This window comes from Candidatus Similichlamydia epinepheli (assembly GCF_003056015.1).
The window spans coordinates 1-18,675 of the sequence record NZ_PPEU01000012.1 but is presented as its reverse complement, the minus strand read 5'-3'; the positions used below and the strand labels follow the sequence as shown (position 1 = coordinate 18,675).

Annotated in this window: 27 protein-coding genes and 1 pseudogene; 2 read left to right on the top strand and 26 right to left on the bottom strand. The window is 41.3% G+C overall.

What is annotated here, in order from left to right:
• The 25 genes and pseudogenes from GCCT14_RS01455 to GCCT14_RS01330 form a co-directional block, all read right to left on the bottom strand.
• Positions 1-146: pseudogene (locus GCCT14_RS01455) on the bottom strand (DNA-directed RNA polymerase subunit alpha); the annotation flags it as partial.
• Positions 147-208: 62 nt separating this feature from the next.
• A complete protein-coding gene (rpsK, locus tag GCCT14_RS01450) occupies positions 209-637 on the bottom strand; it encodes a 30S ribosomal protein S11 (RefSeq protein ID WP_108623914.1) in 429 nt (142 codons plus the stop codon).
• Positions 638-683: 46 nt separating this feature from the next.
• Positions 684-1,064 carry a 30S ribosomal protein S13 gene (gene rpsM, locus GCCT14_RS01445; protein ID WP_108623913.1) on the bottom strand — a complete coding sequence of 127 codons (381 nt, stop codon included), beginning with the start codon at positions 1,062-1,064 and terminating at the stop codon, positions 684-686.
• A gap of 24 nt (positions 1,065-1,088) precedes the next feature.
• A complete protein-coding gene (gene secY, locus GCCT14_RS01440) occupies positions 1,089-2,447 on the bottom strand; it encodes a preprotein translocase subunit SecY (protein ID WP_108623912.1) in 1,359 nt (452 codons plus the stop codon).
• 61 nt (positions 2,448-2,508) lie between these two features.
• On the bottom strand, positions 2,509-2,958 hold the full coding sequence (rplO, locus tag GCCT14_RS01435; protein WP_108623911.1) for a 50S ribosomal protein L15: 450 nt from the start codon (positions 2,956-2,958) through the stop codon (positions 2,509-2,511).
• Positions 2,952-3,446 (bottom strand): 30S ribosomal protein S5, encoded by a 495-nt coding sequence (gene rpsE, locus GCCT14_RS01430; protein WP_108623910.1) that lies wholly within the window; start codon positions 3,444-3,446, stop codon positions 2,952-2,954. Before rpsE ends, rplO begins: the two co-directional genes overlap by 7 nt.
• A gap of 22 nt (positions 3,447-3,468) precedes the next feature.
• On the bottom strand, positions 3,469-3,843 hold the full coding sequence (gene rplR / locus GCCT14_RS01425) for a 50S ribosomal protein L18 (RefSeq protein ID WP_108623909.1): 375 nt from the start codon (positions 3,841-3,843) through the stop codon (positions 3,469-3,471).
• 47 nt (positions 3,844-3,890) lie between these two features.
• Positions 3,891-4,439 carry a 50S ribosomal protein L6 gene (gene rplF, locus GCCT14_RS01420; protein ID WP_108623915.1) on the bottom strand — a complete coding sequence of 183 codons (549 nt, stop codon included), beginning with the start codon at positions 4,437-4,439 and terminating at the stop codon, positions 3,891-3,893.
• Positions 4,440-4,466: 27 nt separating this feature from the next.
• Positions 4,467-4,865 carry a 30S ribosomal protein S8 gene (rpsH, locus tag GCCT14_RS01415; protein ID WP_108623908.1) on the bottom strand — a complete coding sequence of 133 codons (399 nt, stop codon included), beginning with the start codon at positions 4,863-4,865 and terminating at the stop codon, positions 4,467-4,469.
• A 4-nt stretch (positions 4,866-4,869) separates the two neighbouring features.
• Entirely contained in the window at positions 4,870-5,445 is a 576-nt protein-coding gene (gene rplE, locus GCCT14_RS01410; RefSeq protein WP_108623907.1) for a 50S ribosomal protein L5, read from the bottom strand.
• Between the two features lie 2 nt (positions 5,446-5,447).
• Entirely contained in the window at positions 5,448-5,798 is a 351-nt protein-coding gene (gene rplX, locus GCCT14_RS01405) for a 50S ribosomal protein L24 (RefSeq protein ID WP_108623906.1), read from the bottom strand.
• Positions 5,799-5,801: 3 nt separating this feature from the next.
• Positions 5,802-6,170 carry a 50S ribosomal protein L14 gene (rplN, locus tag GCCT14_RS01400; RefSeq protein WP_108623905.1) on the bottom strand — a complete coding sequence of 123 codons (369 nt, stop codon included), beginning with the start codon at positions 6,168-6,170 and terminating at the stop codon, positions 5,802-5,804.
• 11 nt (positions 6,171-6,181) lie between these two features.
• Positions 6,182-6,427 carry a 30S ribosomal protein S17 gene (gene rpsQ, locus GCCT14_RS01395; protein ID WP_108623904.1) on the bottom strand — a complete coding sequence of 82 codons (246 nt, stop codon included), beginning with the start codon at positions 6,425-6,427 and terminating at the stop codon, positions 6,182-6,184.
• Positions 6,420-6,632, bottom strand: a complete 213-nt coding sequence (gene rpmC, locus GCCT14_RS01390) for a 50S ribosomal protein L29 (RefSeq protein ID WP_108623903.1) — start codon at positions 6,630-6,632, stop codon at positions 6,420-6,422. The genes rpsQ and rpmC overlap by 8 nt, the downstream gene beginning before the upstream one ends.
• Positions 6,632-7,051: a 50S ribosomal protein L16 gene (rplP, locus tag GCCT14_RS01385; protein WP_108623902.1), complete on the bottom strand. Its 420-nt coding sequence runs from the start codon at positions 7,049-7,051 to the stop codon at positions 6,632-6,634. The genes rpmC and rplP overlap by 1 nt, the downstream gene beginning before the upstream one ends.
• Before the next feature lie 6 nt (positions 7,052-7,057).
• Complete coding sequence (rpsC, locus tag GCCT14_RS01380) at positions 7,058-7,738, bottom strand: 30S ribosomal protein S3 (protein ID WP_108623901.1); 681 nt, start codon at positions 7,736-7,738, stop codon at positions 7,058-7,060.
• Positions 7,739-8,110, bottom strand: a complete 372-nt coding sequence (gene rplV, locus GCCT14_RS01375; RefSeq protein ID WP_108623900.1) for a 50S ribosomal protein L22 — start codon at positions 8,108-8,110, stop codon at positions 7,739-7,741.
• Positions 8,111-8,120: 10 nt separating this feature from the next.
• Positions 8,121-8,369, bottom strand: coding sequence for a 30S ribosomal protein S19 (gene rpsS, locus GCCT14_RS01370; RefSeq protein ID WP_108623899.1), 249 nt, complete (start codon positions 8,367-8,369; stop codon positions 8,121-8,123).
• 2 nt (positions 8,370-8,371) lie between these two features.
• Entirely contained in the window at positions 8,372-9,208 is an 837-nt protein-coding gene (gene rplB, locus GCCT14_RS01365; protein ID WP_108623898.1) for a 50S ribosomal protein L2, read from the bottom strand.
• Between the two features lie 15 nt (positions 9,209-9,223).
• Positions 9,224-9,550, bottom strand: coding sequence for a 50S ribosomal protein L23 (locus GCCT14_RS01360; RefSeq protein WP_108623897.1), 327 nt, complete (start codon positions 9,548-9,550; stop codon positions 9,224-9,226).
• Entirely contained in the window at positions 9,547-10,239 is a 693-nt protein-coding gene (gene rplD / locus GCCT14_RS01355) for a 50S ribosomal protein L4 (RefSeq protein WP_108623896.1), read from the bottom strand. The genes GCCT14_RS01360 and rplD overlap by 4 nt, the downstream gene beginning before the upstream one ends.
• Positions 10,236-10,931 (bottom strand): 50S ribosomal protein L3, encoded by a 696-nt coding sequence (gene rplC / locus GCCT14_RS01350; RefSeq protein ID WP_157952455.1) that lies wholly within the window; start codon positions 10,929-10,931, stop codon positions 10,236-10,238. Before rplC ends, rplD begins: the two co-directional genes overlap by 4 nt.
• A gap of 447 nt (positions 10,932-11,378) precedes the next feature.
• Complete coding sequence (locus GCCT14_RS01340) at positions 11,379-12,689, bottom strand: hypothetical protein (protein WP_157952454.1); 1,311 nt, start codon at positions 12,687-12,689, stop codon at positions 11,379-11,381.
• Positions 12,690-12,794: 105 nt separating this feature from the next.
• Positions 12,795-13,703 (bottom strand): hypothetical protein, encoded by a 909-nt coding sequence (locus GCCT14_RS01335; RefSeq protein ID WP_157952453.1) that lies wholly within the window; start codon positions 13,701-13,703, stop codon positions 12,795-12,797.
• Positions 13,704-13,818: 115 nt separating this feature from the next.
• Entirely contained in the window at positions 13,819-15,348 is a 1,530-nt protein-coding gene (locus GCCT14_RS01330) for a nitrilase-related carbon-nitrogen hydrolase (protein ID WP_157952452.1), read from the bottom strand.
• 1 nt (position 15,349) lies between these two features.
• On the opposite strand from GCCT14_RS01330, the gene GCCT14_RS01325 reads away from it, so the two are divergent.
• Positions 15,350-16,492 carry an RsmB/NOP family class I SAM-dependent RNA methyltransferase gene (locus GCCT14_RS01325; protein ID WP_108623890.1) on the top strand — a complete coding sequence of 381 codons (1,143 nt, stop codon included), beginning with the start codon at positions 15,350-15,352 and terminating at the stop codon, positions 16,490-16,492.
• A 112-nt stretch (positions 16,493-16,604) separates the two neighbouring features.
• Entirely contained in the window at positions 16,605-17,393 is a 789-nt protein-coding gene (locus GCCT14_RS01320; protein ID WP_108623889.1) for a hypothetical protein, read from the top strand.
• A gap of 2 nt (positions 17,394-17,395) precedes the next feature.
• Here GCCT14_RS01320 and GCCT14_RS01315 read toward each other — a convergent pair.
• Positions 17,396-18,675 (bottom strand): helix-hairpin-helix domain-containing protein (locus GCCT14_RS01315; protein WP_157952451.1); only part of this gene is annotated, 1,280 nt, incomplete at its 5' end.

The following is an 18,675-nucleotide window of genomic DNA, read 5'->3' as shown; positions in this document are numbered from 1 at the left end:
GAAAGAATACCAGGAGACTCAATGGAAGAAAGCAAAACACGCCTAAGAGCATTCCCCAAAGTGTGACCAAATCCCCTCTCAAGAGGCGCAATTACGAATCTTGCAAATGTGGAGGAAGAATCCTCAACTTGAATTTTCTCTGGCATCTTGAACTTGCCGTATAACACCGCCATAACATCTTCTCTCCAATCGCTATAAATATCGTACCCTAAACTCGACGACGTTTCCTAGGACGGCAACCGTTATGAGGCACCCGAGTCCTGTCTCTAATCAAAGTCAGAACGAGACCGACGGATTGCAGACCACGAACAGCGGCCTCTCTTCCTCCTCCTGCTCCTCTTAGATTGACCTCAATTTCTTTCATTCCCATTGACATAGCCGATTTGCCAGCATTCTGGGCAGCTACGCTGGCAGCACAAGCCGAAGATTTTCTTGATCCCTTGAAATTCACCTTGCCAGCAGATGCCCAAGACAAAACATTCCCAGCCGGATCTGTGATCGTTATCAAAGTGTTGTTAAAAGTCGCAAGTACATAAGCCACTCCAGAAGGAACATTTCTTTGCTGCTTTCTTCTCGTTCTTAAAACGCCTTTCTTGCTTCCAGACTTAGTTGATGATCCTGAATCTTGTTTATTCAAACTTTATCTCCTCCAGAGACTCATACCCGAATACGCCACCATAAAATTACTTAACGGCCTTCTTTTTATTCGCGACAGTCTTCCTTTTACCTTTTCTAGTCCGCGCGTTTGTCTTTGTCCTTTGACCACGAACAGGAAGACCAAGACGATGTCTGAGACCACGATAAGATCTAATGCTCATCAATCGCTTGATATCATTCTGAATATTCCTTCGTAGGTCACCCTCAACAAGGTATTCGCCACTTTGAAGCAGAGAATTCAGCTTAGCTATTTCAATCTCAGACAAGTCTTTCATCTTTATACTAGGATCAAAACCTAATCTCTCAATAATTTTTCTAGCGAGAGAAGACCCGATACCATAGATATAAAGCAGGCTAATTTCTACCCTTTTCTCATTAGGGATATCAACCCCTACAATTCTAACCACTAACAAACCCCTCTTCCAATAAAATTATCTCAGACGATTCCGTGACGCACTTAACACATCTTCGTACTTCTGTGTCGTTAAGTAGCCGCTCACTTGTCGGGAAGTATCCAAAATCACGCCAACTAAAATTAACATAGATGTCCCACCGAAGAAATAACTGATGCTGTGATCTACGCCAAACAAAACTCCTATTAGCTGAGGAAACGTTGCCAGAACTATTAAAGAAATTCCACCAATAACAGTTAAATGGCACATTGTTTTCTCTAAATACCTCTGTGTCTGCAAACCTTGGCGAATAGCAGGAATAAATGCTCCGCCTTTCTTCATATCTGACGCAAGCTGATCAGAATGAAATTGAGTCAGAGTCCAGAAATAATTAAAAAAGAAAATTAACAAAGAATAAAGTGCGACATAGGCCAAAGATCCAGGAACCAAGTATTTAGCAAAAATTGTCTCCTTTCCTAAAAGCTGAGCGATAGTTAAAGGAAGCATCAAAACCGAAGAAGAAAAAATAACAGGCATCACACCAGAATGATTTACTTTAAGTGGCAAAAATGGCCGCCTTTGCCCACTCGGCTCATCATAGTCTTTGCGCGCATACTGTAAATCGATACGCCGTTCGGCCTGCGTCAAAAATATACAACCAAGTAAAGACGAAATAAATACTGCCGTGAGCAACAAAAGCGCAATAGCACCCAAGTCACCAGGATCAGACGAGTCAAGATTAAGGTGATTTACAATACTAGACAAAGTCTTAGGAAAAGATGAGACGATTCCTGCCGAAATAACCAAGCTAGTTCCAACTCCAATTCCTTTATCAGAAATCTGCTCTCCCAGCCACATAATGGTTAACGTCCCACACGTCATCGTAGCTATAAACAACAGATAAAACAAAGTGTGACACCCAAAAAAAGTAACAGATAAAACTTTCGAAGACACTACTCCGGGATACGCTCGATTAATCCTCAAAGCATACTTTGCAAAAACACCTGACTGAAAAAGAGCCAAAAAAAGAGTCAAATAACGAGTCCATCTTGCCAGTTTCGGGCGAATGTAATCTGCATTTTCCCTGAAGTCTCTCTGCAACCCTGGAAAAAGAGTAATTGCCAACTGTAACATGATAGAGGCAGAAACATAAGGTAAAACTCCTAATGCTCCAATAGTCATCTGGGCGAACGCACCACCAGAAAAAATATCCATCAACTGAAAAAGGCTCTGCCCAGCATGAGTAGCTTTCCGAAAATAAGTTAGCGCAACTTCGCCATTGACGCCAGGTACTGGAACAAAAGACGTCAAACGACAAACGAAAAGCAAAAACGCCGTTACTAACATCCTGCGTCTCAACTCTTGATTTCGAATCAGAGCACGAAAAAAAGAAAACATCTAAAAAGAATCCCAAAGGGAATTAAAACCTAAACCAAAAGATAGCAAAACGAGGTACAACCTAAGAGCAAACCTCTGCATATTTGATTCCTTTGTTATCCAACTTAACACGAGCAGAACCAGAAAACTTACACGCCACAATGGAAACTTTCTTGGTTAATTCTCCTCGGCCAAGAACCTTCAATCCGTGACTCGGACCTGAAAAAAAGCCTTTTGTCCTCAACGAAGAGAGAGTTACTTCATCTCCGTCTTGAAAAAGAGCATCAATCTGATCCAGATTAATCACATCCAAGGTCTTTAACAAATCGCCGCGACCAAAACCACGCTTAGGAAACCTTCTGAAGAATGGCAAATTTCCACCCTCATTGCCCAAGCGCCTCTTGTATCCAGAACGACTGCCAGCACCTTTCGTTCCGCGCCCACACGTAGTTCCTCGACTTCCGTTCCCACGACCAACACGCAATTTCTTTTTCCGAGCACAGAAAGCCGCTAACTTGGACAGCTCTAACATGCAGCAGCCCCCTTATTTCTTCTCAACCGAATAGCTTCAATACGATTGCGGAACCTCTTTAGAGCCCGAAAAGTAGCATGAACCTGATTCGACTTATTATTCGATCCATATAACTTGGCAACAGCATCACGTATACCAGCCAATTCAAGTATATTTCGAACGCAAGATCCAGCAATCAGACCAGTTCCAGGTTTCGCAGGCTTAATCATTACAATTGTTCCGTCCCAACGCACACGAACAGCATGAGGAACAGTTCCACCTTCTCTTTCAAATTCGATCAGGTTTCTCTTAGCAAGCTCACCGCCTCTCCGAATACAGTCAGACAATTCATTTGCCTTTGACATCGCAAATCCAACTTTTCCATCTCCATTTCCAGCAACGACAACAGCAAAAAAACTAAAACGACGACCCCCCTTTACAACTTTCGAACAGCGGCCCACAAAGAGCACACGCTCCTGAAGCGCAACTTTTTCTTTGTCTTTAGACATGGAACTTCAAACCCCTCAAAAACTAAAATTGCAAACCTGCAACGCGTGCAGAATCTGCAAGCGCTCGGATCAAACCGTGGTACTCACGATGCCCTCGATCGAATACAACTTTAGAAACACCAATAGCAAGAGCAGCCTCGGCAATTGCTTGCCCAAGATATTCAGCAGATGGCTTGCCCTTTCCACTTGGAAACACTTTCCTCATTTGAGACGTCATAGTTGAAACAGCACAAAGCGTTTTCCCAGAGGCATCGTCAATCAGCTGAGCCGCCAAATGACGATTGCTCTTAAACACGCTTAACCTAGGATAAGACCCGCCAACCCTCTTAATTTTCTTTCGAACACGAAGTGCTCTAGTACGACGGCGACGAACCTTTTGTCTCTGTTGACTTTCCACATGTCCTCCTCAAGAACTCCGACCCAACTCTTTGAATAAAAAAGAAGCTACTTCTTCTTACCAGCCTTTCCTGCTTTTCTTCGCAAAATCTCACCAACATAACGAACACCTTTACCACGATAAGGCTCAGGTTTCCTCATTGATCGAATCTCAGACGCGAACTGTCCAACCTGTTGTTTGTCAATTCCAGAGACAACTATGATCGGGCTTTTCAAGTCAGCTTGAACTGAAATTCCTTTTGGAATTTCTAGTTGTGTTGGATGAGAATATCCAAGCTGAAGATCAAGAAAATTACCTTTAATAGAGGCTCTATAACCAACACCAACCATCTCTAACTTTTTCTCAAACCCTTCAGACACTCCCTGAATAATGTTCTTTAATAATGCCCAATAAAGACCAAGAAGCGCGGTCTTTCGAAGAACATAGCCATCAGCAACATTCAGGGAAACGAATTCACCATCTCTTCGAACATCAAGACCTTTACTGATCTGCATGGAAAGAGCCCCTTTCGGGCCTTTCACGGAAACCATTGACCCATCACAAACAAGCTCGACTCCTGAAGGAAGCTTCAATGGAACTTTAGCTTTTCGAGACACAACCGCAACCACCTAATTAACAATCGACTAGTAAGAAATTGAGCAAAGAAGCTCTCCACCAACACCCTCTTTCTTTGCCTGACGCCCGGAAAGAACGCCTTTTGGCGTAGAAAGAATAAACACTCCTATCCCAGACATATGTGGATATATCTCTCTGTGCCGCACATATTTACGACAACCAGGCTTAGAAAGACGAACTATAGAGGCCATCAAAGGCTCTTTTTGCGCGTTGTATTTCAAAATCACACGAGCAATCTTTCTCGAATTCTCTTCACGAACAGTAAACGAAGCAATCCAGCCATCATTCAAAAGAAGCTGCAAAACGTCGAGAATCAAGTTATTCACGAAAACGTCAACGGAGCGCAATTGCGCCATTCCACCATTTCTCATCCGAGTTAAAAAATCAGCAAAAGGATCAGTCAACATAAACTTAAGCACCTACACGAGTCTGCTGAAAAGGCATCCCAATAGCCGACAGCAATTCAAGACATTCTTTGTCAGTTTTAGCAGAAGTCACGAAAGTTATATGCATGCCCTGCTGTCTTCTAACAGCACTCAAGTCAACCTCAACAAAAATCTGTTGATCTTGAATTCCAATAGTATAGTTCCCCATCTTGTCTCCTGATTTTCGAAACCCACGAAAATCTCTAATCCTAGGGCAACAAATATTGATGAAACGATATAAGAAGTCCCACATCTTTCTCTTTCTCAAAGTCACCAAAACACTTACTGGCTGACCTTGACGCATTTTAAACCCTGCAACAGAACGCTTAGAACGTGAAAGCACAGGCTTTTGCCCAGAAAGAGCCTTCAACTCATTCTCACTATCCTGCAAAGCGCTACGATCCTTTCCGAACTTTGCGACGCCCATGTTAATCACAATTTTGACTAACCGAGGAACTTGCATGACGTTAGAATACCCAAACTGCTTGAACAAAGCAGGAAGAACTTTCTCTCGGTACTTTTTTTCCAATTCGTTTTCAGATTCTTTTTTCAGCTCAGACATAACTATACCGTAACTACCCTCGCCTTCTTAATCCTCCGAAAAACCTGATTCTCTCCAGAAGAATTGGTCCAAACAAGTTCTTTCGCGCCAGAAGAGTCCATTTGCACTCTCAAACGAATCTTAGATCCATCTTCAAGACAAAGAGATACATTAGAAATATGAATCGGGAACTCAATAGAAACAACGGTTCCCTTTCCTTCTGGAGAAGACTTCTTCACGTGTTTCGTCTTCTTATTCACTCCCCCAACAACGATCTTTGAACCACTACGCGCCAAAACTTTACCAACTTCACCCTTGGACTTGCCAGACAAAATCTTGACCCAGTCACCAACCCTAATCCATTTTGCAGACATACGTCACACAACCTCACGAGCAAGAGAACAGATCTTCAAATAGCCCAAATCACGAAGCTCCCTTGCAACAGGGCCCATAACTCTAGTTCCTTTCGGATTCCCCTCTTCATCAACGATCACACAAGCGTTAGATTCAAAATTCAAAACTGAACCATCCACTCTACGAATCTTTCTTTTTTGACGGACAATCACTGCCTTCACAACACTCTTCTTTGGAACGCTAGACAAAGGCCGCGCAGACTTAACTGAGCAAACAATCAAATCTCCCACACCCGCATAACGACGCTTCGATCCCTTCAAGACCTTAATGCATTTAACAGAAAGAGCCCCAGTATTGTCTGCAACATCCAAATTGCTTTCTTGTTGTAACACTGTCGCACACCCTAACCCAATTTTTGAAAAACTCGCCAACGCTTCAATTTAGAAAGAGGCCGCGTCTCAACAACAACAACTCGATCGCCTATCTGAATATCCTCACTATGATCAGCATAAACCTTTCTTCTTCTACGAACTACCTTCCCTATAACAGGATGACGAACCAACCTTTCGACTTCAACTACAATAGTATTCTGCATCTTATTCGAGATCACGACGCCAGAAAGACTCTTCCGCCTCTTCCTCTCAGCCATTCTTGGCCTCCTTTTTAAGCCTCTTGCTCTTCTCTGTCAAAAGACGCGCAATCGTCTTCCTTAAAAGCTTTAAACGATGAGGATGCGACACCTTCTTCATGAGCCGATACTCTCCAGAAAGAAAAAACAAATCACATCGAGACGAATCAAGACGACCTCTTAATTCAGCCTCGGACAGTTTCGACAAATCTTCTCGAGAACTCATTAGACCATCTCCACTCGTTCCACGAAACGAGTCCTTATTCCTAATTTAAAAGAGGCCAATCGAAGAGCCTGTTGCGCCTTGGACTTTGGAACATTTCCTACCTCAAACAAAACTCTCCCCGGTTTAACTGGTGCAACCCAATGGTCCACAGCTCCTTTACCAGAACCTTGACGTGTTTCAGCAGGCTTTTTCGTCACAGGAACATCTGGAAAAATTCGCAAAATAATTTTGCCCTGCCTCTGAAAAGACCGGCTCACGGCTACACGACAGGCCTCAATTTGCTGCGCTGTAACACGCCCTCTTTCTAGAGCCTGAATTCCAAAATCACCAATGGATACAAAGGCACCGCGCTTAGTTTTGCCACGCAAACTACCTTTATGCTTTTTCCTAAATTTCGATTTTTTGGGCATCAGCGGCATATCAAATCAAGCTCCCTTTCCCTTCTCAACATCAAAAGCAGGAACTACTCCCGATCCAGATGAAACATACTCTCCACGATTTATCCAGACCTGCACACCAATCACTCCGTACACAGTCATCGCACGAACACACGCGTAATCTATATCGCACCTCAATGTATGCAATGGCAAAGATCCCTCCAAATACCATTCCATCCTTGCAATCTCAGCCCCTCCAAGACGGCCAGAAACCTGAACCCTTATTCCGACCGCTCCAGCATCCATTGCGACTTGAATATGCCTCTTCATAGCCCTCTTGTGACTAATTCTTCGCTCAATCATTCTAGAGACACCTTCTGCGACCAAAGATGCATCTAAGTCAGGATGCTTGATCTCTTCTAATTGCAGGCTAACCTCTTTCCCAGTGAGTTGAGAGATCTCTTCCCTAATAGAGTCTATTTCTGACCCTTTCTTTCCAATGACCAAGCCAGGCCTAGCGGTATGAATAGTTATCTCAACCCTTTCACCCATTCTACGAACAACGATCCGAGAAGAGCCCTGACAACAAGACTTAGAACGAAGAACTCTACGCAATTCGATATCTTGCAACAGAAGAGGGCCAAAACTTGCCTTGTCTGCAAACCAAATAGAGTCCCAATTCTTACGAATCGCCAATCTAAACCCTTTAGGCCTTCCTTTTTGACCCACTTAGACACCCTCCTGCGACGACATACACCCGACCACTACAGTCAAATGACTCATTCGCTTAAGAATTGGAGTTTTGCCACCACGACTACGACCCCTTGCACGCTTTAACCTAGGACCATCATCAACAGTTGCAGAAAGAACAACTAAATCCTGGCGAGAAGCCGAAAACTTAGATTCCGCATTTGAAACAGCGCTCATCAAAGTTGACATCAGCAAACGACCACTTTTCGTACCACTCTGTCCCAATCTAAACGCTGCCTCTGTAACAGAAACACCACGTATCATGCCCACAACAAGACGAGCCTTTCGAGGACTGATTCGGACATACTTGGAAAGCGCTTTAGCGCAAGAATTCTCAGGCTGCTGATTCATAATCTCTCACTCACTTCTTGGTCGGATGTCCCTTAAACTTTCTAGTCGGAGCAAATTCACCTAACTTACAACCAACCATGCTCTCTGAGATAAACAAAGAAACAAACCCCTTCCCACAATGCACATCCATAGTCATTCCGACCATCTCGGGAATAATAGTGCTCCTTCTGGAGTAGGTAATTACCTTTTTCACTCCCTTCTCGATCTTCTCCAAAAGATGATGATCAACAAAAGGCCCCTTCTTAATCGATCTAGCCACGACTAACCCCTTCGATCCCTAATGATAAATTTGGAAGACTTCCTTTTCTTCCTTGTCCTCAAACCCTTCGTTTGCATCGCCCAAGGAGTCATAGGGATATATCCATTGTGCTTCCCCTCACCACCACCATGAGGATGGTCGACAGGGTTCATAGCAGTTCCACGAACACTTGGCCGCACGCCAAGCCATCTTCTACGACCAGCCTTGCCGTCTACTCGCAAGCTATGCTCTGCATTCGACAAAGACCCGATCGTAGCTCGACACTCCTCACAAATTCTTCTCACCTCACCGGAAGGCAATCGAATCCTTGCATAACCCTCACTGCAACCCATAAATTGAGCAGAAGAACCGGCTGACCGCACAAGCTTACCACCTCTTCCAGGAGCAAGCTCAACATTATGCACAAAACTCCCAACAGGAATTAATCTGAATGGCATACAACTGCCAGATCGATAAGGAGCATCTTTCCCAGATTGTATTACCTGTCCAACTGATAATCCTTCAGGGGCCAAAATGTACCTTTTTTCACCGTCCCTATAAAACAGGAGCGCAATTCTTGCTGATCTATTAGGATCGTATTCAATCGAAACAACACGGGCAGGAATGCCATCCTTCCTACGAACAAAATCAATCACTCTGTAAAACTTCTTGTGACCACCACCTTTATGACGACAAGTAATGCGGCCACAATTATTACGGCCACCAGTCGAATGCTTGATTCTTTTAAGCGACTTAGGCGCCTTAACAACATTCTTCTTAGAAGAAGGAGTGAGATTATCTCGACTTTCCAAAGCAAGGAACCTGGCGCATGGAGTCAAGGGACGAAATTTCTTAATCACCGAACACCTCCCTTATTAATCCAAACTGCATCCGACTTCTAAAGTCACAATAGCTTTCTTAAATTTGGCCCTTTTACCAAAACGTCCTCTAAATCTAATTGGCTTTGGCTTAACAAGTATCGTGCGAACATTGTCTACACGGACAGATCGTTCGGAGTATATTTCCTCTACTGCAGAGGCAATCTCAATCTTGTTTGCATGCAACCCGACTACGAACAAATATTTGGCCTGTTGACACCGTCTAACTGTCTTGTTGCAAAAGGAATCCTTCAATCCACCAAGCACAGTAGCTTTCTCGGTTTGATATCTTCTCAATACAATCAAATAAGGATCCTTTTTCATTGAGATATCCCTTCTGTTCCAAGAGTCTTAGAGAACGAGTCAAAAGCAGCTTCCGAAAACACGATCGTCTTAGCAACAAGCACATCTTGCAAATTGATATTAGAAAACAACAGCACACGCACATCAGGAATATTGGCTGAACTCTTTTGAAAACACGAATAAGTCGACCATCCAGATTCATTCACAGAAGTCTCTGACCTATCAAAAAGAAACAACACTTTGCCTTTCGGCAGCTTTAAATCCCTCAAGAAACGAACAACTATCGAAGTCTTTGGCTTAGACAAAGAAAGACCAAGAGAGAGCCCCACAATACACAATCCAGACGACAAACGATCCAGAAGAGCCTGCCTCAAACAGGCCCTCTTCTCTTTCCGATTAACCTTTACCAGCGTCTTTATGCCTCTTGGACCAAAAACAACACCTCCACCCCTGTACTGCGGAGAAGCCAAGGACCCTTGCCTAGCACGACCAGTGCCCTTTTGGGGATGCGGCTTTTTACCTGAATGACTCACTTCACAACGAGTCAATGTACAAGCAGAGCGTTGACGCTTGTTTGCTCTCAAACAAACGAAACAACGATGCAGCATTGAAAGAGAAGGAGAAAAATCTGCTTCTATCAAAGCTGAAAAATCAACCACTTCAGCAGGAGACGCATCGGGAAATGAGAACCTTCTCACAAACTGAGTCACTTCACACCCCCTTTACGAGGAACACGAGAACCACCGTATTTTTTGACAGCATAACGGACAGAAACCCAAGAACTACCCCTCGCACCCGGAGCTGTCCCTCCAACGGCAATCAAACAATCGTCCTTGGATCTCCAAACAATTGGAAGATTTTGCACAGAAACCAAATATCCGCCCATTCTTCCAGCGGTCGGATTCAAAGGAAAAACGCGTCCAGGAGTGCTCCTCTGACCCCTGGATCCAGCATGACGATGAATCGGCCCCGTCCCGTGAGAAGCGCCATGTCCACTGAAGCCACAACGCTTTATCAAACCCTGATAACCCTTGCCCTTCGACATTCCAGAGACATCCACGCTATCTATTTCGTCAAAGATTTCCATTCCAATCGTTTGACCGACAGTGAAAATAGACGAATCATCAACGCGAACCTCAAACAATTGTCTGCAAGGAGCAACACCAGCACTCTTAAAATGGCCAAGCAAAGGACGCGACACCCTCTTCTCAACAGCAGATTGAGAGAACCCATCAAGCGAAACCGCTCCAAGCTGCACAGCACAGTAACCATCGCGATCAACATCTTTGATCTGCACAACAACATGAGGAAGAATTTCCAGGAGAGTGCAAGGGACAATAGCGCCGTTCTCCAAAAAGAAATGCGACATCCCTAACTTTCTACCTCTCAAAGAAAAGCCCATAAAACAGCCCTCTCCATAAGAAAAAACACATGCGAAGACGCAGCCTGCCCCAGACATCGTAACTAAAGGCAATCAGCCTGTCCCATCCAAAGTCGAAAAAACAAGGCCGAAAAGTTGTCAAAATACGGAACTACTGACCCGGAACCAACGAGGACAAACAGTGCTAATGAATACAATTCCCCGATATGGCCACCAGCTGAAGTGTCGAAAGGCCCGCATAAGATGCCACTTTCTAAAAGGAATTGACAACATCCAAAACCAAAACACAGCAAAAACCGACGTGAAGTCTTATAACAGAGCTTCCCTTTTTGAAACTAGGAATTCCTTAATCAAGAACAAATAAACGACAAAAGCACAAATAAAAATCACAACAAATGAAATTGACAAGTCAAATTTTCACAACATATGATATCGAAATAATGTCAATTTACTACTCATTCTGTGATATCATTGACCTGTTTCTGGGAACAATCTTCTTACCTCATCGCTATCTTCCCATTCTTGATTTGCGTCTGCAAATAATCTCTCTAGAATCCTGAAATTGACCCTTGTTTCAGCCTCTATATCGTCCAATCTGCTTCTAATTTCCGTCATATGGTTCCAATGAGATAGTACAATAGTCAATTTGGAACAGATCTCTCCAGTCACATCTAATTCTTCTTCAGAAGATTTTTCAAAGGATTTCAAATAGGAAGAAAGTTTTGATATCTCATTCTGCAAAAATGATAGACCTGCAGTAAATCGACGAATCTCCATCTTTTTATCGATCATTCTTTCGGCTGAGTCTTCGCATTTGTGCTTGTTGCTCTCGAATGCTTTCAATTCGGACAAGGTTGAGTCCAACAACTTCCTAAAGTTAACCTCCAATTCTTCGAATCTGAGCGAAAGAGTAAGGTATAGCACCTTTGTCTTTTCCCAAATGAGGCATGTCTCAGCTGTTTCCAAAGAAATCTTATTGCAAAAGTGATTGAAAATCTCATCAGTGGGCAGGAACGTTTCCACGTCTCTATTCAAAACGGCAAAAAAAGTTTGAACTCTTTTATAAGACGCACAAAAATAATCGAAGCAAGAAGTTATCAACGACTCAAACGACCAGATTACAAACCCAATCAACGTAAAAGCTAGCTGCATTTGTGTATGAGCAAAGAAAAATGAAAAGAACGTAAGAATGAACAAGGAAATCTGCACAGCTAGCAAAATGATCGTCTGAATACGAGCGCATCTAAAAGTAGCGGAGGTTATCTTGAAACATGTCTCCAAATTATTCGACACTTCTTCTTTTTCTTGCGATGACTCAACTTTTTCTAACCATTTAGAACATAACCTAGCAAGTGCACAAGATCGAAAACAATCACCTGCAAACTCTGCCATCCTGATAAGAACCAGAAAAGAAACTAAAGAAAAACCCAATGTGCTGACAGAAAGATTTAAAAACGAGAGCAAGAAAAAAACAATTAATGAAATCCACGCCAGAATTACACCATACGAATGAACACGTCTTGCCTCCAAAGCACCATTAACTAGGTCATTGCTAGTGTCACGACCCTCATTATTCATCAGCACACCAGTGAACCGAATAACGAGAGAAGACGTATTCGGAACTATATTGAAACTACTTAAGTATTCAGAAACTCCAAGCACTTCAAGTTTTGAAAGAGCAACCTTCGCGACAGGGAGACAAGACGTAAGAAAGTGTCTAACTCTCATGAATGGAAGAGAGCTCATCTTGCACAAATAGAATCCAATACGAGAGGTCAAAATAATATCCTATTTCTTTGCTTGGGTTAAATTAAGTGAAGAGTCATATTCAAAATACTTTCAAGTAGGCATCGTACAATTAGCGCTTCAATTACATCACTCTAACTAGACACATGACTCATCTACCGTGCCCATCTTATCAAGTAGGTCCTGACTTGGAATGGCTATTCCATGTGATTTTCTCAGCGCAACCATCCCCTCTTCAAAAAACATGAGTTTTTCAAAGAAGCACGAAATTTTTTCCGAAGGAATCATAGAAATCAATTTGAAAAAAAGACTCACTAAAACTATAGAAATTTCTCCATTCAATTCAGCGATTAAAGACCAATAAATAACGCTAAACAAACAAATCGCATTCCACAAAAAAGCCCACTTAGACTGAGCATTGATCTGCTTCATATCATTAGAAAAAATTTTGTAACTAGATGAAAAGCTTTCAGGAAGCCTCCTCGAGTCATCTCCACAAAGAAATCTATCCCATTCTCTTGAAAGGAATACTAGCATCCCAAATCTACACAGCCTTATGAATAGATCTCCAGAGGCTAGCACAGTTAGCAAAACAAGAACGGCGAAATTCAAAGGAACAATAGACGCCCAAATCAAAATGGAGCAGCATAACCGACTAATTTTAAATGCCCAATTAAGCGACCTCTTCCATTCAAAGATTTCTTCTTTCTTTTTTCGACTAGAATACTTTTGATAATCATCTATTTCCAAAAAATCTAATATCAAATTTACTGTTGTGCAGAAAAATGCAATCAGTAGCACCTTAGCAGAGACGTGCTCGTTATCTTCACTTCTCCAAAACAACCACAAAGTGGCATTCAAATGCACATAATTTGCAAGCTTGCACCAAGAATCAACAAAACAGTCAAATAGATACAACACACACTTAGCTGATTCTTTTAACGGAGTAATGCGCATAGAAAGCTGGCCTTTCAAGCAAAAAGCAAGAATGTTCCAACGATTCAACCGATTGAAAAGAGAAGAAGATGCCCGCAAGCAGGAGGCCACTAAAGACCTCTCAATTCTAGAAAAGGGTGATGGGAGTAATAATGTTAGCGAAACGCGCATTTTTAAGTAGTCTTACTGCAAAACAATAAAAGAGCTTCACAAATTAGGGGCTGCCCTACATTTTAGTATAATAATGATTTTTTGTCATTTTCCCCAGTGCCAACGAAGAAAAGGAAAGAAAAAAAAGAAGAAATAAAGAATACTTTGTCCTCAACAAACAAAAGATAGTTTTGTGCCTTTTAATAGGCATATCAAATTTTCTCAAGAGCAGTCTGTGACACTCCTCTCCCAATGGAACAGAAAACAACGTTAGTTCTTTGCCTCTTGAATCAAATGCACCAGAAACACCACAATTCGTTGAATAAACAATAGGCAATCCAAAAGCTTTCGCATATAGGCGAGACAATTGAAGTTGATAATCAAATAGCGCGTTCTTGAATCCAAACATTTCGTAATTTGAAAGCACAAAGAAAACATCAGATTGCTCTTTTAAACATTCTTCGTATGACCAAGGCAACATAGATTCCAAACAAAAAATTGCCCCTATTAGCGTTTTATCTATGAGAAATGTTCTTGAAACACATTTTGTTTTCTCATATTTATTTCGGTTAAAATAGGGAGTTTCATAACCGGGAACGAGATACCTTTTTGTGAATGTTCGTACAAAATTTCCTTTTTCAAATATATATCCTTCTGGAGGACCTAATCTTGTATTTTCTTCCCTAGGCAAGCTTATAAACAATGCAATGTTATGTTCTTTAGTCATACATTGCAAAAATTTCTTATGTGAACAAAAAAAGAGCTCTTTACCTCCATACAAGAGAAGCGGGAAGCTTAAATCATGATTAAAAACGTTTTCTGGGAAGAGTATGAAGCATCCGCTATTTCGAAATTTAGATAACTCACTACTCCAATCCGTCCACACTTCTTCGACAGAATGATGGCAATTGCGCTTGATGATTTGCGTATTTACAAGGACAAACGACATGTAATTTTCATCGCTTGCCGGGACGCAAGACAATCTAGATATAATGGGCATTAAAAAAGACAACAAAAAAGAAATGCTAATTCGTTTTTCAACAAGTGAAGTTGCAACAGACCAGCAAAACCAAATACACCAATGTGATAGAAACAGTGGTCCACCTAAACAAACTAATTGATTTAATAGTGGTGATGAAGAAATCGAAAGACCAACTGAAGCTAGAGGAAATCCATCCCAAATCCAAAGTCTTGAAAATTCAAATAACGTCCATAATGATGCACACAGAAATGGAGAAAATGACTTAAATTTTTCACGTAAAACGGATGTGCTCTTCAAAAATAATATCCACTGTAATGAGCAAAAAAGAGAGGCACATAGTAACAAAGCAAATCCAGAAATTCCGTTCTCGGCTAACCTCAAAAACCCTCTTAACCAATAAAGGTGAACAAACAAGGACCAAACCCAACTAGCTACCCAATGAGCAATGGAAATAGTCCCCATCCAACTAAAAAAAAATAAAGACCAACCAAAAAGTGATAAAAAAGCTACCGATGAAAAAAAGTAAGGCGGCTGTCCTACTGCAACCATACAAAAGGATGTGACTAGACTAATGACGTAAAGACTTGTTAGACTAGCAAATCTTTGTTTGTTCAGGTTTCTCATTGTGATATTTCGCAAATTTCGATCCTACCATCTTCTCACACTACTTGAAACGTTCGATCCCAAAAGAGGAGCACTCGACCGTTTTCTAAGTTATTACTTCAGGAAAAATAGATCTATCGGCTCAAAAGATAGATCCGAAATTGTACAAAATATCTATATGCTAATTAGATTTTGGCGACTTTGTGATGCCACTGCTGGTTTCAAGCTCAACTGGAATAGACGTTTAGAACTACTGAACAGATTCGGTGTTGTTAACTTACAGGAACGTCTAGGTGAGAACCGTCCAGAAAGATACGGTATTGGTCCGATACTCTTTCAAAGAATGAAACGGTCCTTTGATCAACCAACTCTTGGAGAACAGCTGAACATTCTCAATGAGCAAGCCCCTATCTCAATACGTGCTAATCTCATCAAAATTTCTAGAGAAGATTTACTGCCAATTTTACCAAAAATGTTGAATCCTATGCCGTCTGCATACGCTCCAAATGCAATTATTCTCTCTAAGAGAGAAAACCTTCTCACACTTTCATCCTTCAAGGAAGGTCTGTTTGAACTCCAAGACGAGGGGAGTCAACTAATAGCTAACTTTGTAGATTGCGCACCTGGCGATCGTGTTCTTGACTATTGCGCTGGATCTGGAGGCAAAACTCTTGCTTTTGCCCCAAAGATGAAAAATAAAGGTGAAATCCTTCTCTATGACGTTCGAAGCTCCCTTCTTAGAAAAGCAAAAGATAGACTCAAGAGAGCCGGAATCTATAACGTTCGCTTCTGCACTTCGGAAACAGATCCACCAAAAAAATATCACAATAAAATGGACTGGGTTGTATTAGATGTGCCTTGTTCAGGGTCTGGATCAATGAGAAGACACCCAGAACTGAGAGAGTCACTGGAAATAACAGAACTTTCCTATTGGGTAGAAAAACAAAGAGACATATTTCGGAAAGCAATCGCATTCGTTAAACCCGGAGGCTTGCTGATTTACATCACATGCAGTCTTTTCAGAGAAGAAAACTGCGACCAAATAGAGTTTTTTCTTAAAAATCACCCAATATCTTTAGTAAAAGATCCAACTCATATTAGACTAACGTCCGGTGGCCCAGACGGGTTTTTTTCTGCTCTATTCCAAAAGAAGAGCTCCTATTAATCGTGTAACGTTTGATGTATTCCTTACGAGGTGTGACTTGTTGTTATTTGCCTTTTGTTTTTTTCTTTGCAATCAGCAGCTTTTCGCTGAGAATCTCCGAAAACTGGATTTTATGCAGGGATTGGTGACCTCAGTTCACAAGACTGCAATTACTGCATACGAAATAGCGAATCGAATAGAGGTGCAATTTCAAGCTTTACCAGAAGATGATCGCAAACGTGTTGGATTTCATGAACAGTTTTATAAAGAAAATTGGGGGCAAGCAATAGCAGACACAATCGACTCTCATTTATTTAGAGAAGAGGCAAAACGTTTTTTCTTAGAACGCTCATCAAAAAAAATAGATGAAGCTGATCAACTGTTTCCAAGCGACACTAAATTACAATCTTTCTTCATTGAACATTTACAAAATCAAGTTCGCCTTGAAGTTTCTCCAGCCAAAATAAAAGAGGCATATCGAGCTTATTTGAAAGAGTGTGCTGATAGTGCTGTATGTGAGTATAGAGTTTTGTCTGTATCCCCTTTAATTGATGATGGAGATTTTTCTGTCCTAGTGACAAGACTAGCGACAGAAGTGGGGATCGACAACATAATCCAAGATAGTAAATTGAGCTCTTTTTGCACTTTTTCCACTACCTACACAGCTCAAATAAAATCTATAAATGAAGATTACAGGCATATATTAGAGAAAATGAAGACGCAGACTTTTTCAGAGCCATTTCCCACCAAACAAGGCGGAACTGCCTTTCTTTTTTTAGAAAACAGGAAAATATTTCACGCCAAAAGTTTTCAGGAAATGGTCAACGAACTAACACTAACCTTATTGAATAAAGATATGCAAACTCGTTTCAACGAATTATTTTTAGAACTTAGAAAATTTCAAGAGCTAAGTAGAGCATAATCTTAGAAAGCTGCATCTGTATCCAATAGCTCAACCGACACAAAATCACACCATTCCAATCTTTCGGAAATATCTTTTGCCGATTGAGCTAGGTACGATTTGTTTAAATTTACCAGGCACTTTTTTTTTGAATGACCAGTAAAACAAATATCAATTCTATATTCACCTCTGGTAGACTTTAAAGATTCACTTAACTTAAAACACCCAAACGCAGTTGCCTTTTTGGCGTCTATCGTTATCCGAATTCTTTTGCAGGATTCGATCGGCTGATCGCCTTTCGAGATTTTTTTTCCAGAGCTTCTGTTCATTTGTTTGATTGCTAGAGTTTTCTGATCTTCTATTATTGTTTTCAATTCATTAATCTGTCGGCTATCGCCCAGAACTAAAGGATGAAGACCTAGACAAGAAATCTGTCTTCCTTCTACTAGTAGCACTCCTATGTATATAGCATTTTCTTGTAAAGAATCTGCATAACGACTGTAAACATTATTCCACACAGTTACTTCTGTTCGATACATCCCATCAGAAACCACCAAAACCCCAAATTGTTGCCCTGAAGCCTTGCTAGACTTGATCTTAACGGATTCAATTATAAAAGATACAGAAGACGGTGTTTTTTCATTTTTCTTAATGAATTCAGAAAGACGAATGATTTGGTTATCAGCAAAAACATCTTCATACAAGGAAAGAGGATCACCAGTAAGAGCAAACCCAAGAAGTCCCTTTTCCTTCAGTAACATCTTTTCTTTATCAACAATATTTATGGCTTTCGACATCGGCTGAAAGACAAAACGTTGATCGAAAAAAGACTGAATACCTCTTTCCTCTTCGCTTCTTTTTTGAACAGCACAGGCGAAAAGATCATTCAGTTGTTCCTTCATTTGAAGACGAGAATCGTGTAATCCATCACATGCACCAGACTCTATAAAACACTCAACTGTTCTTTTAGAGATTTTTACAGGCAAAAGCCTAAACACAAAATCAAATAAATCCTGAAACGGACCATTTTGATGTAGCTCTTCACAAAGTGCCCTTACAATGCCTCCTCCTACACCTTTTATTCCATTTAAGCCAAAACGTATTCCGTGTTTTTCTGCAGAAAAAGACTCGGTTGCTTGGTTAATGTCAGGTGGAAGAATCTCAAGTTGCATATTCTTGCATTCTTGGATAAGCTGCGTGATACGATCAACATCATTTCGATCTGATGTCATCAACGCCGCCATCCAATAAGCTGGATAATTCGCCTTTAAATAAGATGTTACGTACGTGATATAACCATAAG

What these genes read in the sequence shown, in the direction of transcription:
- secY (WP_108623912.1), bottom strand. Translation starts at nt 2,447, where the DNA reads ATGTTTTCTTTTTTTCGTGCTCTGATTCGAAATCAAGAGTTGAGACGC.
- rplO (WP_108623911.1), bottom strand. Translation starts at nt 2,958, where the DNA reads ATGTTAGAGCTGTCCAAGTTAGCGGCTTTCTGTGCTCGGAAAAAGAAA.
- rpsE (WP_108623910.1), bottom strand. Translation starts at nt 3,446, where the DNA reads ATGTCTAAAGACAAAGAAAAAGTTGCGCTTCAGGAGCGTGTGCTCTTT.
- rpsH (WP_108623908.1), bottom strand. Translation starts at nt 4,865, where the DNA reads ATGTTGACTGATCCTTTTGCTGATTTTTTAACTCGGATGAGAAATGGT.
- rplE (WP_108623907.1), bottom strand. Translation starts at nt 5,445, where the DNA reads ATGTCTGAGCTGAAAAAAGAATCTGAAAACGAATTGGAAAAAAAGTAC.
- rplX (WP_108623906.1), bottom strand. Translation starts at nt 5,798, where the DNA reads ATGTCTGCAAAATGGATTAGGGTTGGTGACTGGGTCAAGATTTTGTCT.
- rpsQ (WP_108623904.1), bottom strand. Translation starts at nt 6,427, where the DNA reads ATGGCTGAGAGGAAGAGGCGGAAGAGTCTTTCTGGCGTCGTGATCTCG.
- rpmC (WP_108623903.1), bottom strand. Translation starts at nt 6,632, where the DNA reads ATGAGTTCTCGAGAAGATTTGTCGAAACTGTCCGAGGCTGAATTAAGA.
- rplP (WP_108623902.1), bottom strand. Translation starts at nt 7,051, where the DNA reads ATGCCGCTGATGCCCAAAAAATCGAAATTTAGGAAAAAGCATAAAGGT.
- rplV (WP_108623900.1), bottom strand. Translation starts at nt 8,110, where the DNA reads ATGAATCAGCAGCCTGAGAATTCTTGCGCTAAAGCGCTTTCCAAGTAT.
- GCCT14_RS01360 (WP_108623897.1), bottom strand. Translation starts at nt 9,550, where the DNA reads ATGAAAAAGGATCCTTATTTGATTGTATTGAGAAGATATCAAACCGAG.
- rplC (WP_157952455.1), bottom strand. Translation starts at nt 10,931, where the DNA reads ATGGGCTTTTCTTTGAGAGGTAGAAAGTTAGGGATGTCGCATTTCTTT.
- GCCT14_RS01330 (WP_157952452.1), bottom strand. Translation starts at nt 15,348, where the DNA reads ATGAGAAACCTGAACAAACAAAGATTTGCTAGTCTAACAAGTCTTTAC.
- GCCT14_RS01320 (WP_108623889.1), top strand. Translation starts at nt 16,605, where the DNA reads ATGCAGGGATTGGTGACCTCAGTTCACAAGACTGCAATTACTGCATAC.